General features: G+C 47.0%; 14 protein-coding genes and 2 tRNA genes. 7 read left to right on the top strand and 9 right to left on the bottom strand.

The annotated features are described in order from the left end of the window. The 3 genes from IAQ59_RS07380 to IAQ59_RS07390 form a co-directional block, all read right to left on the bottom strand. Positions 1 to 3,426, bottom strand: a complete 3,426-nt coding sequence (locus IAQ59_RS07380) for a HEAT repeat domain-containing protein (RefSeq protein ID WP_209330157.1) — start codon at positions 3,424 to 3,426, stop codon at positions 1 to 3. Between the two features lie 162 nt (positions 3,427 to 3,588). Next, a complete protein-coding gene (locus IAQ59_RS07385) occupies positions 3,589 to 4,947 on the bottom strand; it encodes an AGE family epimerase/isomerase (protein WP_209330158.1) in 1,359 nt (452 codons plus the stop codon). A 34-nt stretch (positions 4,948 to 4,981) separates the two neighbouring features. Then, entirely contained in the window at positions 4,982 to 5,167 is a 186-nt protein-coding gene (locus IAQ59_RS07390; RefSeq protein ID WP_209330159.1) for a hypothetical protein, read from the bottom strand. A gap of 357 nt (positions 5,168 to 5,524) precedes the next feature. Here IAQ59_RS07390 and IAQ59_RS07395 point away from each other — a divergent pair, with 357 nt between their 5' ends. The 3 genes from IAQ59_RS07395 to IAQ59_RS07405 are packed head-to-tail and all read left to right on the top strand — an operon-like array spanning position 5,525 to position 8,329. Beyond that, positions 5,525 to 6,637 (top strand): Re/Si-specific NAD(P)(+) transhydrogenase subunit alpha, encoded by a 1,113-nt coding sequence (locus tag IAQ59_RS07395; protein WP_209330160.1) that lies wholly within the window; start codon positions 5,525 to 5,527, stop codon positions 6,635 to 6,637. 4 nt (positions 6,638 to 6,641) lie between these two features. Further along, positions 6,642 to 6,959, top strand: a complete 318-nt coding sequence (locus IAQ59_RS07400) for an NAD(P) transhydrogenase subunit alpha part 2 (protein WP_209330161.1) — start codon at positions 6,642 to 6,644, stop codon at positions 6,957 to 6,959. Between the two features lie 5 nt (positions 6,960 to 6,964). Next, the gene (locus IAQ59_RS07405; RefSeq protein ID WP_209330162.1) at positions 6,965 to 8,329 is read left to right on the top strand and encodes an NAD(P)(+) transhydrogenase (Re/Si-specific) subunit beta; all 1,365 of its coding nucleotides are present in this window, start codon (positions 6,965 to 6,967) and stop codon (positions 8,327 to 8,329) included. 94 nt (positions 8,330 to 8,423) lie between these two features. On the opposite strand, the gene IAQ59_RS07410 is transcribed toward IAQ59_RS07405, so the two are convergent. The 4 genes from IAQ59_RS07410 to IAQ59_RS07425 form a co-directional block, all read right to left on the bottom strand. Then, positions 8,424 to 8,762, bottom strand: coding sequence for an L-rhamnose mutarotase (locus IAQ59_RS07410; protein ID WP_209330163.1), 339 nt, complete (start codon positions 8,760 to 8,762; stop codon positions 8,424 to 8,426). Between the two features lie 11 nt (positions 8,763 to 8,773). After that, a complete protein-coding gene (locus IAQ59_RS07415) occupies positions 8,774 to 9,607 on the bottom strand; it encodes an amidohydrolase family protein (RefSeq protein ID WP_245189489.1) in 834 nt (277 codons plus the stop codon). A 13-nt stretch (positions 9,608 to 9,620) separates the two neighbouring features. Next, the gene (locus IAQ59_RS07420; protein ID WP_209330164.1) at positions 9,621 to 10,718 is read right to left on the bottom strand and encodes a 3-oxoacyl-ACP synthase III family protein; all 1,098 of its coding nucleotides are present in this window, start codon (positions 10,716 to 10,718) and stop codon (positions 9,621 to 9,623) included. Between the two features lie 134 nt (positions 10,719 to 10,852). Then, complete coding sequence (locus IAQ59_RS07425) at positions 10,853 to 11,488, bottom strand: peroxiredoxin (protein ID WP_209330165.1); 636 nt, start codon at positions 11,486 to 11,488, stop codon at positions 10,853 to 10,855. A 269-nt stretch (positions 11,489 to 11,757) separates the two neighbouring features. Here IAQ59_RS07425 and IAQ59_RS07430 point away from each other — a divergent pair. Both IAQ59_RS07430 and IAQ59_RS07435 read left to right on the top strand, forming a co-directional pair. Beyond that, positions 11,758 to 11,829 (top strand) — tRNA-Glu (locus tag IAQ59_RS07430). A 27-nt stretch (positions 11,830 to 11,856) separates the two neighbouring features. Then, positions 11,857 to 11,928, top strand: a tRNA-Glu gene (locus tag IAQ59_RS07435). Positions 11,929 to 12,065: 137 nt separating this feature from the next. On the opposite strand, the gene IAQ59_RS07440 is transcribed toward IAQ59_RS07435, so the two are convergent. After that, positions 12,066 to 13,385, bottom strand: coding sequence for a PQQ-dependent sugar dehydrogenase (locus IAQ59_RS07440; protein ID WP_209330166.1), 1,320 nt, complete (start codon positions 13,383 to 13,385; stop codon positions 12,066 to 12,068). 224 nt (positions 13,386 to 13,609) lie between these two features. On the opposite strand from IAQ59_RS07440, the gene IAQ59_RS07445 reads away from it, so the two are divergent. Both IAQ59_RS07445 and IAQ59_RS07450 read left to right on the top strand, forming a co-directional pair. Continuing rightward, entirely contained in the window at positions 13,610 to 14,461 is an 852-nt protein-coding gene (locus IAQ59_RS07445) for a CPBP family intramembrane glutamic endopeptidase (RefSeq protein WP_209330167.1), read from the top strand. 239 nt (positions 14,462 to 14,700) lie between these two features. Further along, complete coding sequence (locus IAQ59_RS07450; RefSeq protein ID WP_209330168.1) at positions 14,701 to 15,213, top strand: hypothetical protein; 513 nt, start codon at positions 14,701 to 14,703, stop codon at positions 15,211 to 15,213. Between the two features lie 24 nt (positions 15,214 to 15,237). Here the strand turns inward: IAQ59_RS07450 and IAQ59_RS07455 are convergent, their stop codons facing one another. Beyond that, positions 15,238 to 17,007 (bottom strand): arylsulfatase, encoded by a 1,770-nt coding sequence (locus IAQ59_RS07455; protein ID WP_209330169.1) that lies wholly within the window; start codon positions 17,005 to 17,007, stop codon positions 15,238 to 15,240. Positions 17,008 to 17,097: the final 90 nt, after the last annotated feature.

The following is a 17,097-nucleotide window of genomic DNA, read 5'->3' on the forward strand; positions in this document are numbered from 1 at the left end:
TTAATGGTCGTCCTCGGTCAGGGTAGCCAAAAAACTAACCACATCCCGAATTTCCCTTCTGGTAAGCAAGCCCTTCATATCCGGCATACTTGAAGGGGCATCCTTGCGCTCTTTAATCTGATCTTTGCGGATCTCTTTATCTGGGTTGTTTCCCATTTTTATAAAGAGACTGCTATTGGTCTCCTTTTCGAGTACGCCGGAAATGGTTTCGCCATCATTAAGCGTTAGGGTTACGACACCAAAGCCGGGAGCCAAACGCTTGCTAGGTTCAACAAGTGCTTCCAGTAATTGATCCCTAGAAAGTAGCTTGCCCACCCCGTTCATGCGGGGGCCCGCATTTCCTCCGAAATCATTGTATGCATGGCAGCGAATACACTGGGCAGTTTGGTGCTGAAAGAAAATACTTCGCCCCCTACGTTCATCACCCCCATACATGCTCCCACGGTAAGAGGTCAATAACTGATCTGGCGTCAGCTTTTCCTGAATCGCTGCATAGCGGCTCTGAAGTTCCTGCGATCCGCTGGATTGAAGGGCTTCGCCAAGTTCCAATTCAATTTCGGGAGAAAGGTCATTCCCCGCTAACTTATCTAGGAGCTTATGAAATACAGGCCCTGAATAATCCACCGGAACTTTACCGAGCGTTATCAACGCAGCCTGGCGCTCCTCCAGCGTTTGTTTTTCAATGACATCCGCCAATAGATCTGCCATTAAATCTGCACTCACATTCAAATTTTCAAGGAGAGCCAATCCAGCAACGCGGACGTTCTTGTCTTTATCGGTCAGTGCACGCTGAATCGCCCGATCATTTCCTTCCCAGTTGATAGCGGCTAGAGAACGTAACGATGCCTCCCTTACATTTGGCTGCGGATCCTTTTCCAGCAGCGCATAGAGCCTTTCAGCTGCTTCAACGATTTGCAACTTACCGATAGCTTGCGCAGCAGAGATACGAATCGCCTCTTCTCCTGTCTCCAGCAGGTTCATCAATACCGCCGACGAGGCCATTCGTACTTCTTTGGGATTTCTTTCTACCGTTCCTCGATTTCTACCATCCACCCGATCCAATACGGAAGGCTTGGCCCAGGTGCTCAACGCATTCAGCGCTTCCACTCTCATGGCCGTAGGAGCAGCTACACTGTTGGCATAGTCGATCAGGTTTTTCATCGCCTCCGTCGTGCCTACCCGAAGGTTGGCATTGATGGCCCTGCGGATCAACGGTTCCGAAGTAAAGCTAGTCTCCCTGAGTACATTTCCCAAGTCTGGCAAAGCCTCCGGAATGGAAAAATCATCGTTTATCGCTCTGGCAGCTTCCGCCACCACGTACTCGTCTGTATCCTTCAAGAAAACGCTCACACCGGGATGCTCCATTCTACGCAGAGCAACTACAGCTGCGGTTCTTACCGCTTTGGAATCGTGAGTAGATAGCGCAATGATGGGTTCAGCTTTTCCAATCCTGGCCAATGCAAGACTCCCTGCATGCCTAAGGTACACATCTTGGCCATCGTTTTCTTCTAACAGGGTTACCAATGACTGGATCGCAGGCTCATAAGCGATTCTGCCCAAAGCTTCCGCAGCAAAAAAACGGGCTCGGGCAAAGGAATCTGTCAACAAAGGCATGATTGCCTCACCGGCAGGCTGAAAACGCAAATCCCCCAACCAACGTGCGGCCTGAGCCCTTATTTCATCATCAGAATCTTTTAATATCGGAATCAAAACGGATGCATCAGCCTTCCCCGACCGGGCCATTTGGGCGATTCCCCAAATGGCATGCACCCGGGCCATGCGGTTTTCTCTCTGTGCCAATTGTTGTTCCAAAATCTTCAATCCAGCAGCTCCCTTATCGACTAACGCAAATTGCGCCTTTTGACGAATACGCTGGTCTTCGTGCCCAAGCAATTCAGAAAGTCTATCCAATTGAAATTCAGTAAAGTCCTGACCGATCAACTCAGCTGTCTCCTTTTTGGCTACCCAACGATCTCCCGCTTTATCATCCACCTTCCAAATGCGCCCGGCGTCTTTGGTACCCCACCCGTCAATCCAATCGGAAAAATACAAGGATCCGTCCGGGCCAAAGTCCATGCCCGTCGCTAGGATCCCGCCCATAATTTTTTTCGTCTCTGCCAATTCAAACCCCGCCCCCTTGGGCGCCAACTTGAAGGCATGAATACCCGACCTCGCGGGATTACCCACAAATTCCGCCACAAAAAAGGTGTTTTTCCAAGCCGGGCTCAGTGCAGTACCAGGATTGTAAAGCATCCCAGTGGGGCCATTGACATAATTAATAATTGGAGGAATGAAGTAGGCGGCCTTGTCGTCAGACTGAGGTGTATGCATGTTTTCATCCATCCAAATTTTGTATGTATTGTTATCTGGATCCCGGTATTTTCCAAACTGCCAATTAGTCCTCCATCCGGTATCCGACCCATCTACCAAGTACACCAACCGCTCCCGCTCGCCACGGTGGTCTCCATCATTGTCTACGCTGATCAGATTGCCGAATTCATCAAAGACAAACTCGTGGGTGTTTCTGACTCCCATAGCAAATATCTCAAAATCACTTCCATCGGGATTAGAACGGGCAATCACTCCTCTATTGGGATATTTCCATTCTTTGCCGTCAGGCCCCTTTCCATTAAAACCAATATCCCCTATGCCCCAATACACGCGACCATCGGGTCCCATCTCCAAGCCCGACATGCCGTGCCCACTGAACCCTACGTGGATACCATAGCCATGGGATATGGATTCCTTTTGCTGCGCCAAGCCATATTTGGGGTGCTCCTTGATGCGCCACATGTCGGGACCTACACCGAGAAAAAGATCATCGCCATGCTTCATCACTGCGCCTGCAACGTCGGTTACCTCATCGTTGAAGTCCTCTACCACCAATTGGTATTTATCGGCCAAGCCGTCCCGATTTGTATCCTCCAACCGGTAGATCCGCTCCTTTTCCACGGTCATGTCCCTCCAATCATGCGAACCGTCACCGTTGACATCCTTGAGCCATTGGTTTTTGTCACTATGCTCCGGAGCAAGCACTTTACGAAGAAACGCCCGCTTTTCTTCAATTGACTGAAGGCTGATGGATTCAATTTCCCAATCCTGGTGCCTGCGAATGTCGAATTCTGAATTCTTCTGCCGAATCGTACGACTGTAATACAATCTCCCCTGTTCATCAAAATCAATGGATATCGGATCGTATACCAGCGAATCAGAAGCCCAAAGCTGTAAGGTGAGACTTTCGTCCAATTCAGGATTTACCAACGACTCTACCTCGGCCGCCACTCTTTTGGCCTGTTCCGGATCCAATTGCCTGATACGAAGGTCATCTGGCGGGGATTCGCAGGAAAAAAAAGTAGTCGCGAAAAAAACACATACCAGAGACCCCTTGTTCAGGAAATAGGTTGATACGTTTGAGTTCAATTTCATATAAACACGATCGAGTAAAGGCATGCAGCGTATAATTGCTACAGTCAATAATTTAACGCGGTAATATAAGTAAAAGAAGATGGGTTGAAAATTGTTTTTTGACAAACCCCCTGAATTTGCCATAAGACCACCACTTTGTAGATCAATGGAAAATCCTTGTCATCAATTGGTTTGCAATCGCTTTTTGCAATTTGCCATAGATCGGTAATTGTGATAGGCTGTTTTCCAGATATGCCCCTTTTGGGATGACTTGTATTGTGGCTGCTTATCGATCCCTCCTGCAAACCACTCCCCGTATTCGTGGTCTATGAGGTAATTATCAATATACTCCCACTGAAGCGAAAACTTAGAGAAGTAATCCCAAGGATCCTCGGGGTAAATGTCTGCCATGATCAAAAGTGTATTTAGCCCCTCTGCTTGGGCCCACCAGTTTTTGGTGTCTTTCACTACCCTGGGCTCGGATTCTCCCTTAAAATAATAGCCCCCATCGTAAAATCCGCCCTTCTCGTCATCCCAGCCGTACTTGAGCGCATGATCGACCATTTTCTTACCTACCGACCAAGTCTTCTCATCGTGCGTTCGCCCCAATACCTCCGAAGCCTCCATCATGAGGTAGGCCGTCTCCACATCGTGGCCGTAGGAAACATGATCGAGGGCATGGTGTTGTTCTATTACCGCTTCGCTGGAATCCCGAAAGCTGACAGGCGAAAAATCCGGGTACAAAAATAATTGCAGGTAACCCTCCGGCTGCACGATCTTGTCCCGGATAATTTCCAGCAAGTACTCCAATCTACGCTTGAGCAGTGGATCTTTCCATACATGATATAGTTCGGTAAAAGCTTCCAACAAATGTATAGAGCTATTTTGATCTTTGTAGCCAATCGTAGAAGTAGAGGGCGTACCGCTAGTGCGCTGCAAGGGGGTGCCGTCCACAGCCAAATGCTGAAAATACCCGCCGTATTCGGGGTCGTAGCTGTGGTCCTCTAGCCACAGAAATGCCTTTTTGGCAAGCTCCAATGCTTCTTCGTTTTTGCTCATTGCATAATAGGCGGCTAGCCCATAAATACCAAAGGCATTCCCATAGGCAGTTTTGGAATCGGGTCCAGGGGCTATCACCTCTCCCTGCTTGGTCAACAGGGTGTGAAATCCTCCAAACTCAGCGTCCCAAAATTTGTCCCTGATGAACGCAAATCCCAGATCTGCACCTTCCCTGAAATGGGAAACAGAAGGGTAGTCCTGGGCCGCCTTTGAGGTGGTCCACAAATGTCGGGCTTGGGATACGATCATCTTATTTTGGCGCTCAGACGGAGTAAAATCGAATTCAAAGGCACTGATATACCCGCCGTCTTCCAAATCATAGGCAGCAGGATACCATTTCCCTAATATGATTGACTGAATGGATCTTTCAAACTCCTCTGCATATTCTTGGCGAATGGAGGTAGATTCGGATCGTTGGCAGGAAGTTATTGAAAGCGATGCTGACAATATGGAAATGGTTATGAAAATCAGATTTCTTGGCATGGAAAGGCGGATTTACAATATGCGGTGATCGATGTCAGGGATTTTGACGTTTTTTCGAACGCTTCCAAAAGCCATAAACCAAAAAACCAAAAATGGGGAGCAAAAGTACCGGCCAATAGTCCAAAAATGGGTATTCCTCGGTATTTGATAGCGCTTGTTGGGCAAAAAGTGAATTGCCAACTAAAAGCAGAAAAAGCAACAACATCGGAATGGGCTTCATGTTACGTTTGGGTTTACATTAAGCAATAAATATACTCTTTTTTTTTCGTCCCGCTGTGCTTCAGACAAAAATCAATCGGAACAAATCTTCCTTTACATTCCCATAACTTATACCGAAATTGACTCATGCCCTGTACGTTGGGAAGAAGCCAAACCAGAGCGATAATTTGGGATCGCCTACAAAAACAGAAACTTTTAAAAGAGATGACTGATAAATCGGTAAAAAAGTGTTTTTTTTGCACTGTTAAAAAAGACAAGAATATCTGAATAATTTGACAACTCAAAGGACTTACTAAAAAAATTTACAAAGTCACAAACAAGCCTATAAAATTTTAATTTTCTTCAACTCACATCCAATATGATTTTAGGAGTATTAAAAGAACCCGGTAAGGAAACGAGGGTTTCCCTCCATCCAGAGGCTGTCAAGCAACTGGTAGGATCGGGTAATCAGGTTCTCGTGGAAAAAAGTGCAGGGATGCAGGCTTTTTTAGCCGATCAGCTGTACGAAGATGCGGGAGCCAAAATCGTCGAACGAGATACCTTACTGGCTTCGGCTGAAATGGTCTTCCAAATACAGCCACTAGAGGGTTCTGAACGGTCTAAACTTGGAAAGGGCAAAATCCTTATCGGTGTTTACCAGCCTTTGGTGGCAAGAGAACTGATGGGCGAAATTGCTACACAGGGCATCACGCTATTGAGTATGGACGCTATTCCGCGAATTACACGTGCCCAAAGTATGGACGTACTCTCCAGTATGAGTACCGTTTCGGGGTACAAGGCGGTATTATTGGCCGCTAGCCATCTTCCTCGGTTTTTCCCTATGTTAATGACTGCCGCTGGTACTGTAGCACCCGCTAAAGTATTGGTGATTGGAGCCGGAGTTGCAGGCCTACAGGCGATTGCGACTGCCAAGCGTCTTGGAGCCGTGGTAGAGGCATTCGACACCAGACCCTCTGTAAAAGAACAAGTGGAAAGTCTCGGTGGCAAATTTGTGGAAGTTCCCGGTGCGGTAGAGGATAAAGCAGCAGGTGGGTATGCCGTCGAGCAGTCCGAAGAATACAAACAACGGCAAAGTGAGATGTTGGAAAAATCCATCGTAAAATCGGATGTCATCATTACCACCGCGCTTATCCCTGGCAGAAGGGCTCCAATTCTGGTAACCCGAGACATGCTTGTCAAAATGAAGCCCGGTGCAGTCATCGTGGATTTGGCGTCTATAAACGGCGGCAACTGTGAGGGAACCGTAGACAATGAAACCGTGCAGGTGGAGGGAGTCACCATCATAGGAAATTCCGCTTTGCCCGCAACAATGCCGGAGGACGCCACCAAAATGTACAGCAAAAACGTCCATAACCTGCTGAAGCTTCTTCTAAAAGAAGATCAACTGAACCTGAATTTTGAGGACGAAATCATCAAAGGAACTTGTATCACGCACGATGGAGCCATCGTGTATGGTCCCTTAATCAACTAAACCTATGGAACAAATCATCCAATACCTTTCAGATAACCAACAACAATTTTATGTGTTCATCTTGGCGGTGTTTGTCGGCATAGAAGTCATATCCAAAGTGCCCACTGTATTACACACCCCACTTATGTCCGGATCCAACGCACTTTCCGGAGTAGTGATTGTAGGTTCCATCTTGGTGCTCGGAAAAACGGATCCAGGCAATTACCTGGCTCTTTCTTTGGGCTTCGTGGCCGTATTATTGGCCACCTTGAATGTAGTAGGAGGATTTGCGGTTACTGGCCGTATGTTGGAAATGTTTAAGAAAAAACCTGCCAAAAAATAAGCGAAATGATAGCACAAATTATAGACATCTGCTACCTCGTAGCAGTGGTCCTTTTTATCTTGGGAATAAAGCTGATGAGTCATCCCGATTCGGCCCGAAAGGGAAATGCCTTGGCGCTATCGGGTATGGTATTGGCCATTGTCGCTTCTTTCCTCACTCCCGGACTCAATAATATTGTATTGATTTTGGTGGCCATGGCTTTGGGAACCGGGGGCGGCCTCTACTTCGCCAAATCGGTTCAAATGACCGCCATGCCACAACTGGTTTCGTTCTTTAACGGTATGGGAGGCGCAGCTGCTGCGCTTATCGGCTTGGTTGAATATGGTGATCTGCCGGTAAATGAAATTGGTAACGGAGCTGTGTTAATGGCATCCTTGGTGATCGGTTCCATTTCATTTTCGGGCTCTTTAGTAGCCATGGGAAAACTTCAGGGAGTGATCAAAGACATCAATATCAACAAAATCCTAGCATTTCTGATTCTCGCCGTCGCTGTGGCATTGTCCATTTACGTCATCGCTTCCGGTGAGTCCCAGCCCGCATTGGTTTATGCCATAGTACTGATATCCCTTGTATATGGATTGGCATTCGTCTACCCTATTGGAGGAGCCGACATGCCGGTGGTTATCTCCCTGCTAAACTCCCTAACCGGCGTGACGGCAGCTACCACCGGCTTGCTTTACAATAACATGGTCATGCTTATGGGCGGTATACTGGTAGGCTCTGCAGGGTTATTGCTCACGCTGCTGATGGCTAAAGCGATGAACCGATCAGTTGCTAACATCCTGTTTACCTCCTTTGGAGGTTCATCCGCTGCGAGCGGTGCAGCCACTGGCGATCAAGTGGTACGCGAAATCAACCTAACTGACTCGTCAATCCTGCTCTCTTATGCAAAACGGGTAGTTGTAGTGCCTGGATATGGATTGGCGGTGGCCCAAGCCCAACATGCGGTGCACGACTTAGAAAAATCACTGGAAGAAAAAGGAGTTGAAGTCCTATATGGTATACATCCCGTGGCAGGGAGAATGCCCGGACACATGAATGTCTTGTTGGCCGAGTCCGACGTACCTTATGATAAACTCATCGATATGGACGATATCAATGAGAAGTTTCCAAGCACAGACGTAGTCATGGTAATCGGAGCAAACGACGTGGTAAATCCAGCCGCAAACGACGATCCAAGTAGTCCAATTTATGGCATGCCAATATTAGAAGTAAACAGGGCAGCCAATGTGATTGTGATCAAGCGGGGTATGAGTTCCGGTTATGCGGGAATCGAAAACGCCTTGTTTTTTGACCCAAAAACCCGTATGCTCTTTGGCGATGCCAAAAAGGTGCTTACCAGCTTGGTAACGGAAGTGAAAAACATGTAATTCATTTTCAAGGTCCGAAACTGCTTAGAAGGCCGCCCCAACGATTTTGGGGCGGCTTTTTTAATGGTTTTAGCTGCTTCCCTTCGGAAAGATGCTATTTCAGGGAGAAAATTTGATCCATTAACACCCATTTTTCACCGGGTTTGGCCCATGGAAGCGCCTGCTGCAAAGAACCCATGAGTGTCTCCCATTCCTGTACTTTTGGATTCTCTCTATCCATTTTCTCCTTCCGCTCAAAGGAAAATCCCTTTCCCACTTCCATAATCATAAAAAGACGGTTTCCGGTTAGGTAGATATCCATAACCTGAATATCCGCATCGGTGATGCTCCGAATGATCTCAGGGGCTACCGAACGGTGGTGTGCAATGTATCGTTCAATGATTTCCGGATCATCTTTGAGATCCAACGCAAAACAATAGCGCTTCCTATCCATGAGTTGCCTGCTTAATTGAGTTTGTAAAACTTTTCCGCGTTCTCTGCCCAAATCTTTTGCTGCACCTCCTCTGGGTAACCTTCCAGAAATTTGCGTAAAACACCAATTACTTCCGAGTAGGATGCCGCCAAGAGACACACCGGCCAATCCGAACCATACATCAACCGATCCGCTCCAAATATCTTCATCATCACATCCAAGTACGGATGGAAATCTCCTGCCTTCCATTGCGTCCAATCGTGTTCTGTCACCATACCGGAGAGCTTTCCATACACGTTGGGAAAACTCCCTAATTGCTCCATTTGATCTCTCCATGGCTCCAATTCCCCTTTTGCGATGGGAGGTTTGGCCAAGTGGTCGATGACCATGGAAGCCTCTGGAAAATTGCGTACCGTCTCGATCGCTCCGTCCAACTGCTTGGGAAACACCAAAATATCGTAACTGTACCCTTTTTTAAACAACGTTTCCAGTCCTTTTTGAAACTTTGGCCGAAGAATGTAGGCAGGATCTGCTTCGTCCTGAAGAATATGCCTAAATCCCTTTAACTTACGAAAGGGTAAGTAAGCATTGAGTTTCTCTTCCAGGTTAGGGGCCTCCAGATCAATCCATCCGACCACCCCCTGAATAAACGGGTGACTATCGGCTAGGCGAAGCAGGAAATTGGTTTCCTCTTCAGTCTGTGCTGCCTGTACAGCGACACAACCGGAAACCCCATTTATCTGAAACACTTTCTCCAGATCCTCCGGCAAAAAGTCTGTTTTCAACACATTCAGTGCATCGGTAATCCAAGGAAACTCCTCGGGGCTATACTTCCAGAAATGCTGGTGGGAATCCACTATTCTCATAATCCATCGGGGCTTAGTTCTCGGGCATGGGAACCCGATAAATCATTACGTTCGTATTCATGCCTGCTCCTACCGAGGCAAACATCAGGTAGTCACCCGGCGATATCCGGTGACCGGCTAATTCCTCTTTGACCACCAGATCGTAAAGCACAGGAACGGTGGCTACCGAGTTATTTCCCAAAAACGAAATGGACATGGGCATGATACCTTCTGGCGGCTTCCCTTCCCCATATAACTGAAACAAACGCTCCAGAATATTTTGATCCATTTTTTCGTTGGCTTGGTGTATAAAGACTTTTTTGATTTGGCCGAGTGGCAGATTGGCACGGTCCAGACAATCCTTTAATGCCTGAGGTACGGTTTTTATGGCATATTCATAGAGTTTTCTTCCCTGCATCTTGAGAAACAAGGTATCGTCTTTATAGTCTGGATTGTAAGAAACCTGCATTTCCAAAAGATGGGCGTGATGCAGGGTATCCGACCTCGTAAGGTGCTTAAGAATACCACTGGGCTGATCAGAAGATCTCGCCTCCAACACGACGGCACCTGCACCATCTGAAAATATCATGCTATCGATATCGTGGGGGTCAGAGATCCTCGATAAAGTCTCGGCACCTATCACCAATATGGCCTTTGCATCTCCGGATCGAATAAAATAATCTGCTTGAATCATGCCCTGCAACCAACCGGGGCATCCGAAGGGAAGGTCATATGCGACGGTGTACGGATTGGCAATACCCAGCTTGTGCTTAATCCTGGCTGCCAAGGTCGGACAGGTATCCACGCGAATATTGTTCTTTCGAATATCTCCAAAATTATGCGCTACGATAATGTAATCGAGTGCTTCCCGGTCCAAACCTGCATCCAACAAAGCAGCCTCTGCCGCCAAATAACCCATATCGGAAGTAACCTGATCATCTGCTATGTAGCACCTCTGCGCTATACCGGTGATTTTTTGTAGTGTACTCACTACGTCGGATACAGGCTTCTGTATCAACTCTCCCGATTCATTGAAAAACCGATGGTTTAAAAAATCCCGATTTTTGACCACTTGCTCGGGAATGTACCTACCTGAACCCGTGATCACCCCACTAACCTTCTTCTCTTGCATGTCGGAAAAATTTCGAATACCGCTATCCTTTGTACGTCAGCTTAAAATTAACTAAAAATGCTATCGAATGGAAGATAATTCTACAAAAAGCAAAAAAACTGGGGTGGAATAATCCACCCCATTATAAGCTACTTTCAAAGATTGGGTTGCGGTGTAGTACGGAGGTAAGGCTTGATGACCTTGTGACCCTTTGGGAACTTAGCAGGAATATCTTCATCCTTGATCGCCGGGGCAATGACCACATCTTCTCCATGCTTCCAATTTGCCGGTGTGGCTACCGAATAATTTGCCGTCAACTGCAGCGAATCGATTACCCGAAGCAACTCCTCGAAGTTTCTCCCCGTGCTCGCAGGGTATGTAATGATAAGCTTCACCTTCTTGTCGTTCCCGATAACAAATACAGAACGTACCGTAAAGTTTTCGTTTGCATTTGGGTGGATCATGTCATACAGCGCAGATACCTCGCGGTCTTCATCGGCGATGATCGGAAAATTTACCTCTGTGTGTTGCGTCTCATTTATATCAGAGACCCACCCCTTATGGCTTTCCAGCCCATCTACGCTCAATGCCAGTACTTTGACGTTTCGCTTCGCAAATGCATCTTTCAGCTTGGCTACCGTGCCTAGCTCGGTTGTACAAACCGGGGTGTAATCTGCGGGATGGGAAAACAAAATCCCCCAACTGTCTCCCAGGTATTCGTGAAAATTGATCGTTCCCTCAGTTGTTTCGGCCGTAAAGTCTGGCGCAATATCGCCTAATCGTAGTGTCATGATGTAATATTTTATAGTTTATTCTATAGGTTTAGTAGGGAAACGTTTAATCAAGCTGTTTAGTTTACATTTTGAAATGATTTTCAAAAAAGTCCCTTCTACCCACCCCGGCATATAAAGGACAAAATCTTCTATTGATCCAATATTTTTGGCTAACTTTCAACGTCTTGGGCGTGGCTTCCAAATATTTTTTTGTCCTTTTTTGCTTTATGGCCGAAACCGGCTATATTTGCATGACATTTCGGGGAGGTACAATTTTTCCTTTCTTTGGTCCGTTCGTCTAGGGGTTAGGACGTATCCCTTTCACGGATAAAACACGGGTTCGATTCCCGTACGGACTACAAAATCCAACTTCCCGAAATGCACTTGGTCCGTTCGTCTAGGGGTTAGGACGTATCCCTTTCACGGATAAAACACGGGTTCGATTCCCGTACGGACTACAACAAATGACGTTTATCTTCCTTGGTTTTATACCTATGGAATGGTAAACATTGTTTGTGGTTGTTAGTGGTTAAAGTGAATAAAAAAGCCCGGTCTTTTGATCGGGCTTTTTTTGTGCTTTCAGCCATACGCGTGGTTAGGAAGCCGCATCATAGAAAATTCGCCAAACCTTACCGGTAACCGAATCCGAAACCAGGATAGTGCCATCCGGGGCTTCGGCAATTCCTGTAGGCCGGTGCTGGGCATCCGACGGACTATCGATCTTAGTTACACCCGCAAATCCCTCTGCCAATGCTTCATACGACCCCGTTGGTGTTCCATTTTCAAAGGGAACAAAGGCGACAAAGTAGCCCTTTTGCTCCAGAGGAGCCCTATTCCATGATCCATGAAATGCGACCAGTGCGCTACCTTTATACTTGGCCGGGAAATGCTCCCCCTGATAAAATTTGATATCATTTGGTGCCCAGTGGGCTGGAAAAGTCATCACAGGCTGCTCGGTACCTTCACATCTGCCTACCGTGGTCCCATCTCCCCCATATTCAGGAGACATCATGCGCTTTCCCTGTTGTGGATCGAAATAGCAATATGGCCAACCGAAATCCGCTCCATCTGTAAGCCGGAACATTTCCTCAGCTGGAATCTCGGCGTTGTCGCCTTCGTCAAAGGATTCCGGGAACAGGCTATTGAGCAAATCTCTCCCGTGCTGCACTACGTACACGTGCTTATCGGAGGAATTGTACCCCAATGCAACTGCATTTCGGATTCCCGTAGAATACCGATAACCATGTTCCAATTGATTCTGGCCCACTTTATCCGCATCAAACCGCCATACACCACCGGTACGTTCCAACAAGGGACAAGGATCTCCCATAGGAGGAGAGCCTTTTACGCGGTCTTCCTGTTGACAGGCATTTGACGGGGCGCCCACGTTTACATAGAGATACCCTTGATCATCAAATGTTAGGGACTTGGCCGCGTGGGCCGTCTGCTGCGGTAGACCGTATACAATGGTGTCCGGAGCAGTGGCATTGTCCGGGACTAAATTTCCGGAAGAAAACGAAAAACGGAACACCGTACTGTCGTTGGAAGCATATAGGTAGCCGTTGTGAAAGGCCATGCCTGTACCTCCAAAATCCCCAAAATAGGCAATTTGATCGGCTCGTCCATCACCGTTTTCATCCCGAAGTGCTACAATGCCTCCCTTTTCATTTGGTTCCCTCAGATTCATGTAAATGTCCCCGTTGGAATTGACTGCCATGTGCCTACCCCTGCCCAAATTTTCGGCCACTACATACGCCTTCATTCCCGGGGCCAGGTTTAAACCACCGTTGTCATCATCTGCTGAAAAATAGGGGTCTGCTTTTTCGGTTTCCCTGGAATTTCCGCAGGCAATGGCTACTGCCATTAGGGCTGTCAACATCATAGGGCGGAATATCGTACTGTAGGTTGTACTCATCTGAAAGATAGTTTGGTTTGCTAGGTCGAAATTTAACCGTAATTCACCAAACATCAAATGGTTTTTGGTGCAAATCACGCAACTTTTGATAGTGCCTTCCAATCATTCACCTACAAAATCATGCTATACACCTGCATTTTACCAATAAAAACAACCGAAACTCTCTCAGTTATTTTGTAAGATTCCATTATTTTTGGCCCCAGCAAATAACCCGAAAATAGCCCATGAACCGCACTAGAACCATCCGTAATCTCTGGATTTTTTCTTTGGTTGCCCTTGGCATAGGCTGGCTTGGTGTAGGGCTCGATAGCCAATTACCTGATCAGCAAGAGGAGGAAACCCTCGGAATGGCCATCTGGCTGGTAACTCCGCTCCTGCTCGTGGTGATACTTAGGACCTTTTTTGGTGATGGCTGGAAGGATGCCGCACTCAAGCTTCGTCTAAGCAGCCAATGGCGGTGGTATGTGGTTGCTCTTTTCATTTTTCCGGTTGTGACATTGCTCTCCATGGCTGTGGGTGCCCTTACCGGATGGGTTGACTTTACCCCCTTTGATGCGGGAGCCTATTTCAGCACCTTTGCCATGCTCCTAGGCATCAATCTATTGAAAAACGTATTTGAGGAGTCGGTTTGGAGAGGATATCTGACTGCCAAGTTGATTGGTTTGAAGGTCGGTGACTGGGGCATTTACCTGGTTGCAGGCTTGGTAAGGGGATTGTGGCATTTGCCCTACTACCTGGAGTTTTTGCCGGCAGAGGCCATGTATACGGTTCTTCCCGTTAGCAAGGGTTGGTTTGCCGCCGTCGCAATAGGCAGTATGTTGGTTTGGACGGTGATGTTTACCGAAATTTTCCGGCTCACCGGGTCGGTATGGTCGGTGGTGCTACTCCATGCAGTAGAGGATGCTGTCATCAACCATTTGGTCATTGATGGCTTTGTGGTGTTACAACCCGGCACAGAGATCCTGCTATCTCCTATCTGCGGGATACTGCCTACGTTATTGTATCTGTTGATTGGACTTTGGCTACGCAGGATGCGAATGCGGCAGGAATCAAGAGAGGCAAACCCATTTGATTAACCATTGAATTAGGATATTCTGATGGTTTTGTCATTCCTAAATCTGGACAAGTGGCCTATTTTTTTTGGTGCCTCTGTGATTCACTAAAATACCTGTGGAAATAAGCTGTATTCGGTGTTTGTAAAACCTACAAAACACCTAAAACAAAAGAAATAACATACCTAAAAATAACCTATATTTAGATTAAAAGCTTGTTTTTATCGAAAATACAATTTATTTTTCTTTAAAAATTTCGATTTATGAAATATTTACCATTCTTCTATTTTTGTTTATTGATCGGACCAGCCATTGCGCAATCCCATGATATCGATAAACCGAAAAACGTCCTCAAGTTAGAGGGGCCTATGGGAATCGTAAATGGAACCCTCCTAGCAGTCAATGATTCTTCTATTACCGTTCTAAACCACCGATTACCGAATGCTGAACCCTTAGTCATCCCTTATAAAGAAATCAATACCATTAAAATCAGGAAAAAAAATAGTGTAGCAAAAGGATTATGGATCGGCATGGCTGTTGGTGGTACGATGGGATTTATCATCAGCAAAGCTGCCTACGAGCCACCACCTGCCCCAGTACAAGTTTTCGTCCCGGAATCACGATCCACCGGAACGTGGACTATCATCGGGTTAATCGGCGGAGGACTGTTGGGTACAACAATCGGTTCTTCAAAGGTTCGCCTTCCAATCAACGGTCACTACCCCTCCTTCGTAGCTGCCACTGAAAAGCTACAATCCTACACCCAATCCAAATAAGCACTAAAACCCGCTGGAAAAAGCTTAGTTTTCCCGCCGTTCGATTTCCACCCACAAAGGAAAGATGCTTTTTCCACCTCCTGTAAAGTGCGGAATCAAGTCACTTTCCAATGCCGGTAATAGTACATTTTCCCAACGGATAAGGTCTTCCCCAACGGCCGAAAATTCCTTCTGAAACACCCTCTCCCCAAGCTCCACCGTCATTCTACCGGCATGCTCAAGCGGTTGCAAAAATTTAAAGGTTAGGTTATACCGTCCTGCCTCCGTCCTCACTTTCCAAAGTCCAAAAACCTCGTCCTGCGTCCAAATGCCCCGCTGCCCGCCGGCATCGTTGCGGTTTAAAAACACCGGATTTTCAAAGGGTGTCCCAACCCCGATGAAATGATCGTTTAAAAAATGAGGCGAACCGATCAGATCATCCAACAAGACATCCATTTTCTGCTTCATTGCCGAGGCCAACCCCAAATTGTCTTTGGATATATCGAATTGCTCAAATGGGTCATTTGCCAGATCAAAAAGCGCAAACTCTTCTGGCTTTGCATCAAAACCGCCATTCCCTACCAGCTTATAGCCTCGCTGTTGAAGGGCCATATTCAGATAGGGTTCCGGATATTTTCGGCTCCAGTAGAAAAAAAGGGGCCGATTGTCAAAATCCTCGGTAGACTTCCCTTGGATGAGGGGCCAAAAACTCCTTCCATCGATAGTTCGGTCACCGGGCACTTGACCCTGGCACAATTCCGCCAAAGTGGGAAACACATCGATATGTGCCAGCGTCTGATCTATATCCAATCCATCTTGCCTTCCACCTGGCATTTTCATAAAGAAAGGAACCCGAACACCGCCGTTAAATACCGTTCCTTTCGAGCCTCGCATGCCGGCGTTGTAACGCCGTTGCTGTGGCCCATTGTCGGTCATGAAAATCACGATGGTGTTGTCGGCGATTTGGAGGTCATCCAATCTGTTCATCAGCCTTCCAACATTGTCATCTATATTCGACACCATGGCATAGACCTTTCGGGCATCCTCTTTGTTCTTCTCGCTCATCTGGGGAAAGGGCTTTCCGTCGTCCCTGAACCCTGTAGATGGATCCAAATCTTTGTAGCGATCATAATATTCGTCCGGAACCTGTAACGGGGTATGGGGTGCGTTAAATGACAGGTAGCAGAAAAAGGGCTGATCTTTCTGCGCTCCAATAAAATGGATGGCTTCGTCGGTAAAAATATCCGAGCAATAGCCCTCATACGATTTTTGCTCGTTGTTATTCCAAAGTACCGGATCAAAATAGCTGCGGTCGCCTTGAAAGTAGGTGGTAAAATCACCCGGCTGTCCCATGCCGCCAGCCAAATGGATAACCGATTCGTCAAATCCCTGATCGCTGGGCCTGAAAGGATAATTGTCTCCCAAGTGCCACTTACCAAAAATCCCGGTTCGATATCCTGCGTCTTTTAGCATCTCTGCAAGCGTAATCTCTTCGGTGGCCATGGTAGCCCCGCCATTGTAGGTATCTCTTACACCCGTCCGTAGCGAATAGCGTCCCGTCATTAGGCTTGACCGGGTTGGGGCGCAAACAGGAGACACATAAAATTGATTTAGCCGCACACTCTCTCTGGCCAAGGCATCCAGTACGGGAGTCTGTACATGGGGATTTCCCGTAAAACCCAGATCGCCATATCCTTGATCATCGGTGATGATTAGGATGATATTGGGAGATTTGGTGGATTGGGCAAGAGCGCCGGAACAAAACAAAAAGAGCATTATTAAAAATGTCAAGAGGGATTTGAAAGTGTGCTGCATGGCGTTTGGGCTGAATTTTGGGTCTCAAGATAATAAAAACTATGTATCTCTGTGCGGTCTTTCTGTATTTTCATCTGTTTATAATTTGTT

It is taken from the genome of Lunatimonas salinarum (assembly GCF_017811155.1).
Taxonomy (GTDB): Bacteria; Bacteroidota; Bacteroidia; order Cytophagales; family Cyclobacteriaceae; genus Lunatimonas; species Lunatimonas salinarum.

Bases quoted from the DNA above. Each gene is read 5' to 3' on its own strand.
- IAQ59_RS07405 (WP_209330162.1), top strand. From the start codon at position 6,965: ATGATAGCACAAATTATAGACATCTGCTACCTCGTAGCAGTGGTCCTT.
- IAQ59_RS07385 (WP_209330158.1), bottom strand. From the start codon at position 4,947: ATGCCAAGAAATCTGATTTTCATAACCATTTCCATATTGTCAGCATCG.
- IAQ59_RS07400 (WP_209330161.1), top strand. From the start codon at position 6,642: ATGGAACAAATCATCCAATACCTTTCAGATAACCAACAACAATTTTAT.
- IAQ59_RS07455 (WP_209330169.1), bottom strand. From the start codon at position 17,007: ATGCAGCACACTTTCAAATCCCTCTTGACATTTTTAATAATGCTCTTT.
- IAQ59_RS07415 (WP_245189489.1), bottom strand. From the start codon at position 9,607: ATGAGAATAGTGGATTCCCACCAGCATTTCTGGAAGTATAGCCCCGAG.
- IAQ59_RS07380 (WP_209330157.1), bottom strand. From the start codon at position 3,426: ATGAAATTGAACTCAAACGTATCAACCTATTTCCTGAACAAGGGGTCT.
- IAQ59_RS07425 (WP_209330165.1), bottom strand. From the start codon at position 11,488: ATGACACTACGATTAGGCGATATTGCGCCAGACTTTACGGCCGAAACA.
- IAQ59_RS07450 (WP_209330168.1), top strand. From the start codon at position 14,701: ATGAAATATTTACCATTCTTCTATTTTTGTTTATTGATCGGACCAGCC.
- IAQ59_RS07445 (WP_209330167.1), top strand. From the start codon at position 13,610: ATGAACCGCACTAGAACCATCCGTAATCTCTGGATTTTTTCTTTGGTT.
- IAQ59_RS07390 (WP_209330159.1), bottom strand. From the start codon at position 5,167: ATGAAGCCCATTCCGATGTTGTTGCTTTTTCTGCTTTTAGTTGGCAAT.
- IAQ59_RS07440 (WP_209330166.1), bottom strand. From the start codon at position 13,385: ATGAGTACAACCTACAGTACGATATTCCGCCCTATGATGTTGACAGCC.
- IAQ59_RS07395 (WP_209330160.1), top strand. From the start codon at position 5,525: ATGATTTTAGGAGTATTAAAAGAACCCGGTAAGGAAACGAGGGTTTCC.
- IAQ59_RS07410 (WP_209330163.1), bottom strand. From the start codon at position 8,762: ATGGATAGGAAGCGCTATTGTTTTGCGTTGGATCTCAAAGATGATCCG.
- IAQ59_RS07420 (WP_209330164.1), bottom strand. From the start codon at position 10,718: ATGCAAGAGAAGAAGGTTAGTGGGGTGATCACGGGTTCAGGTAGGTAC.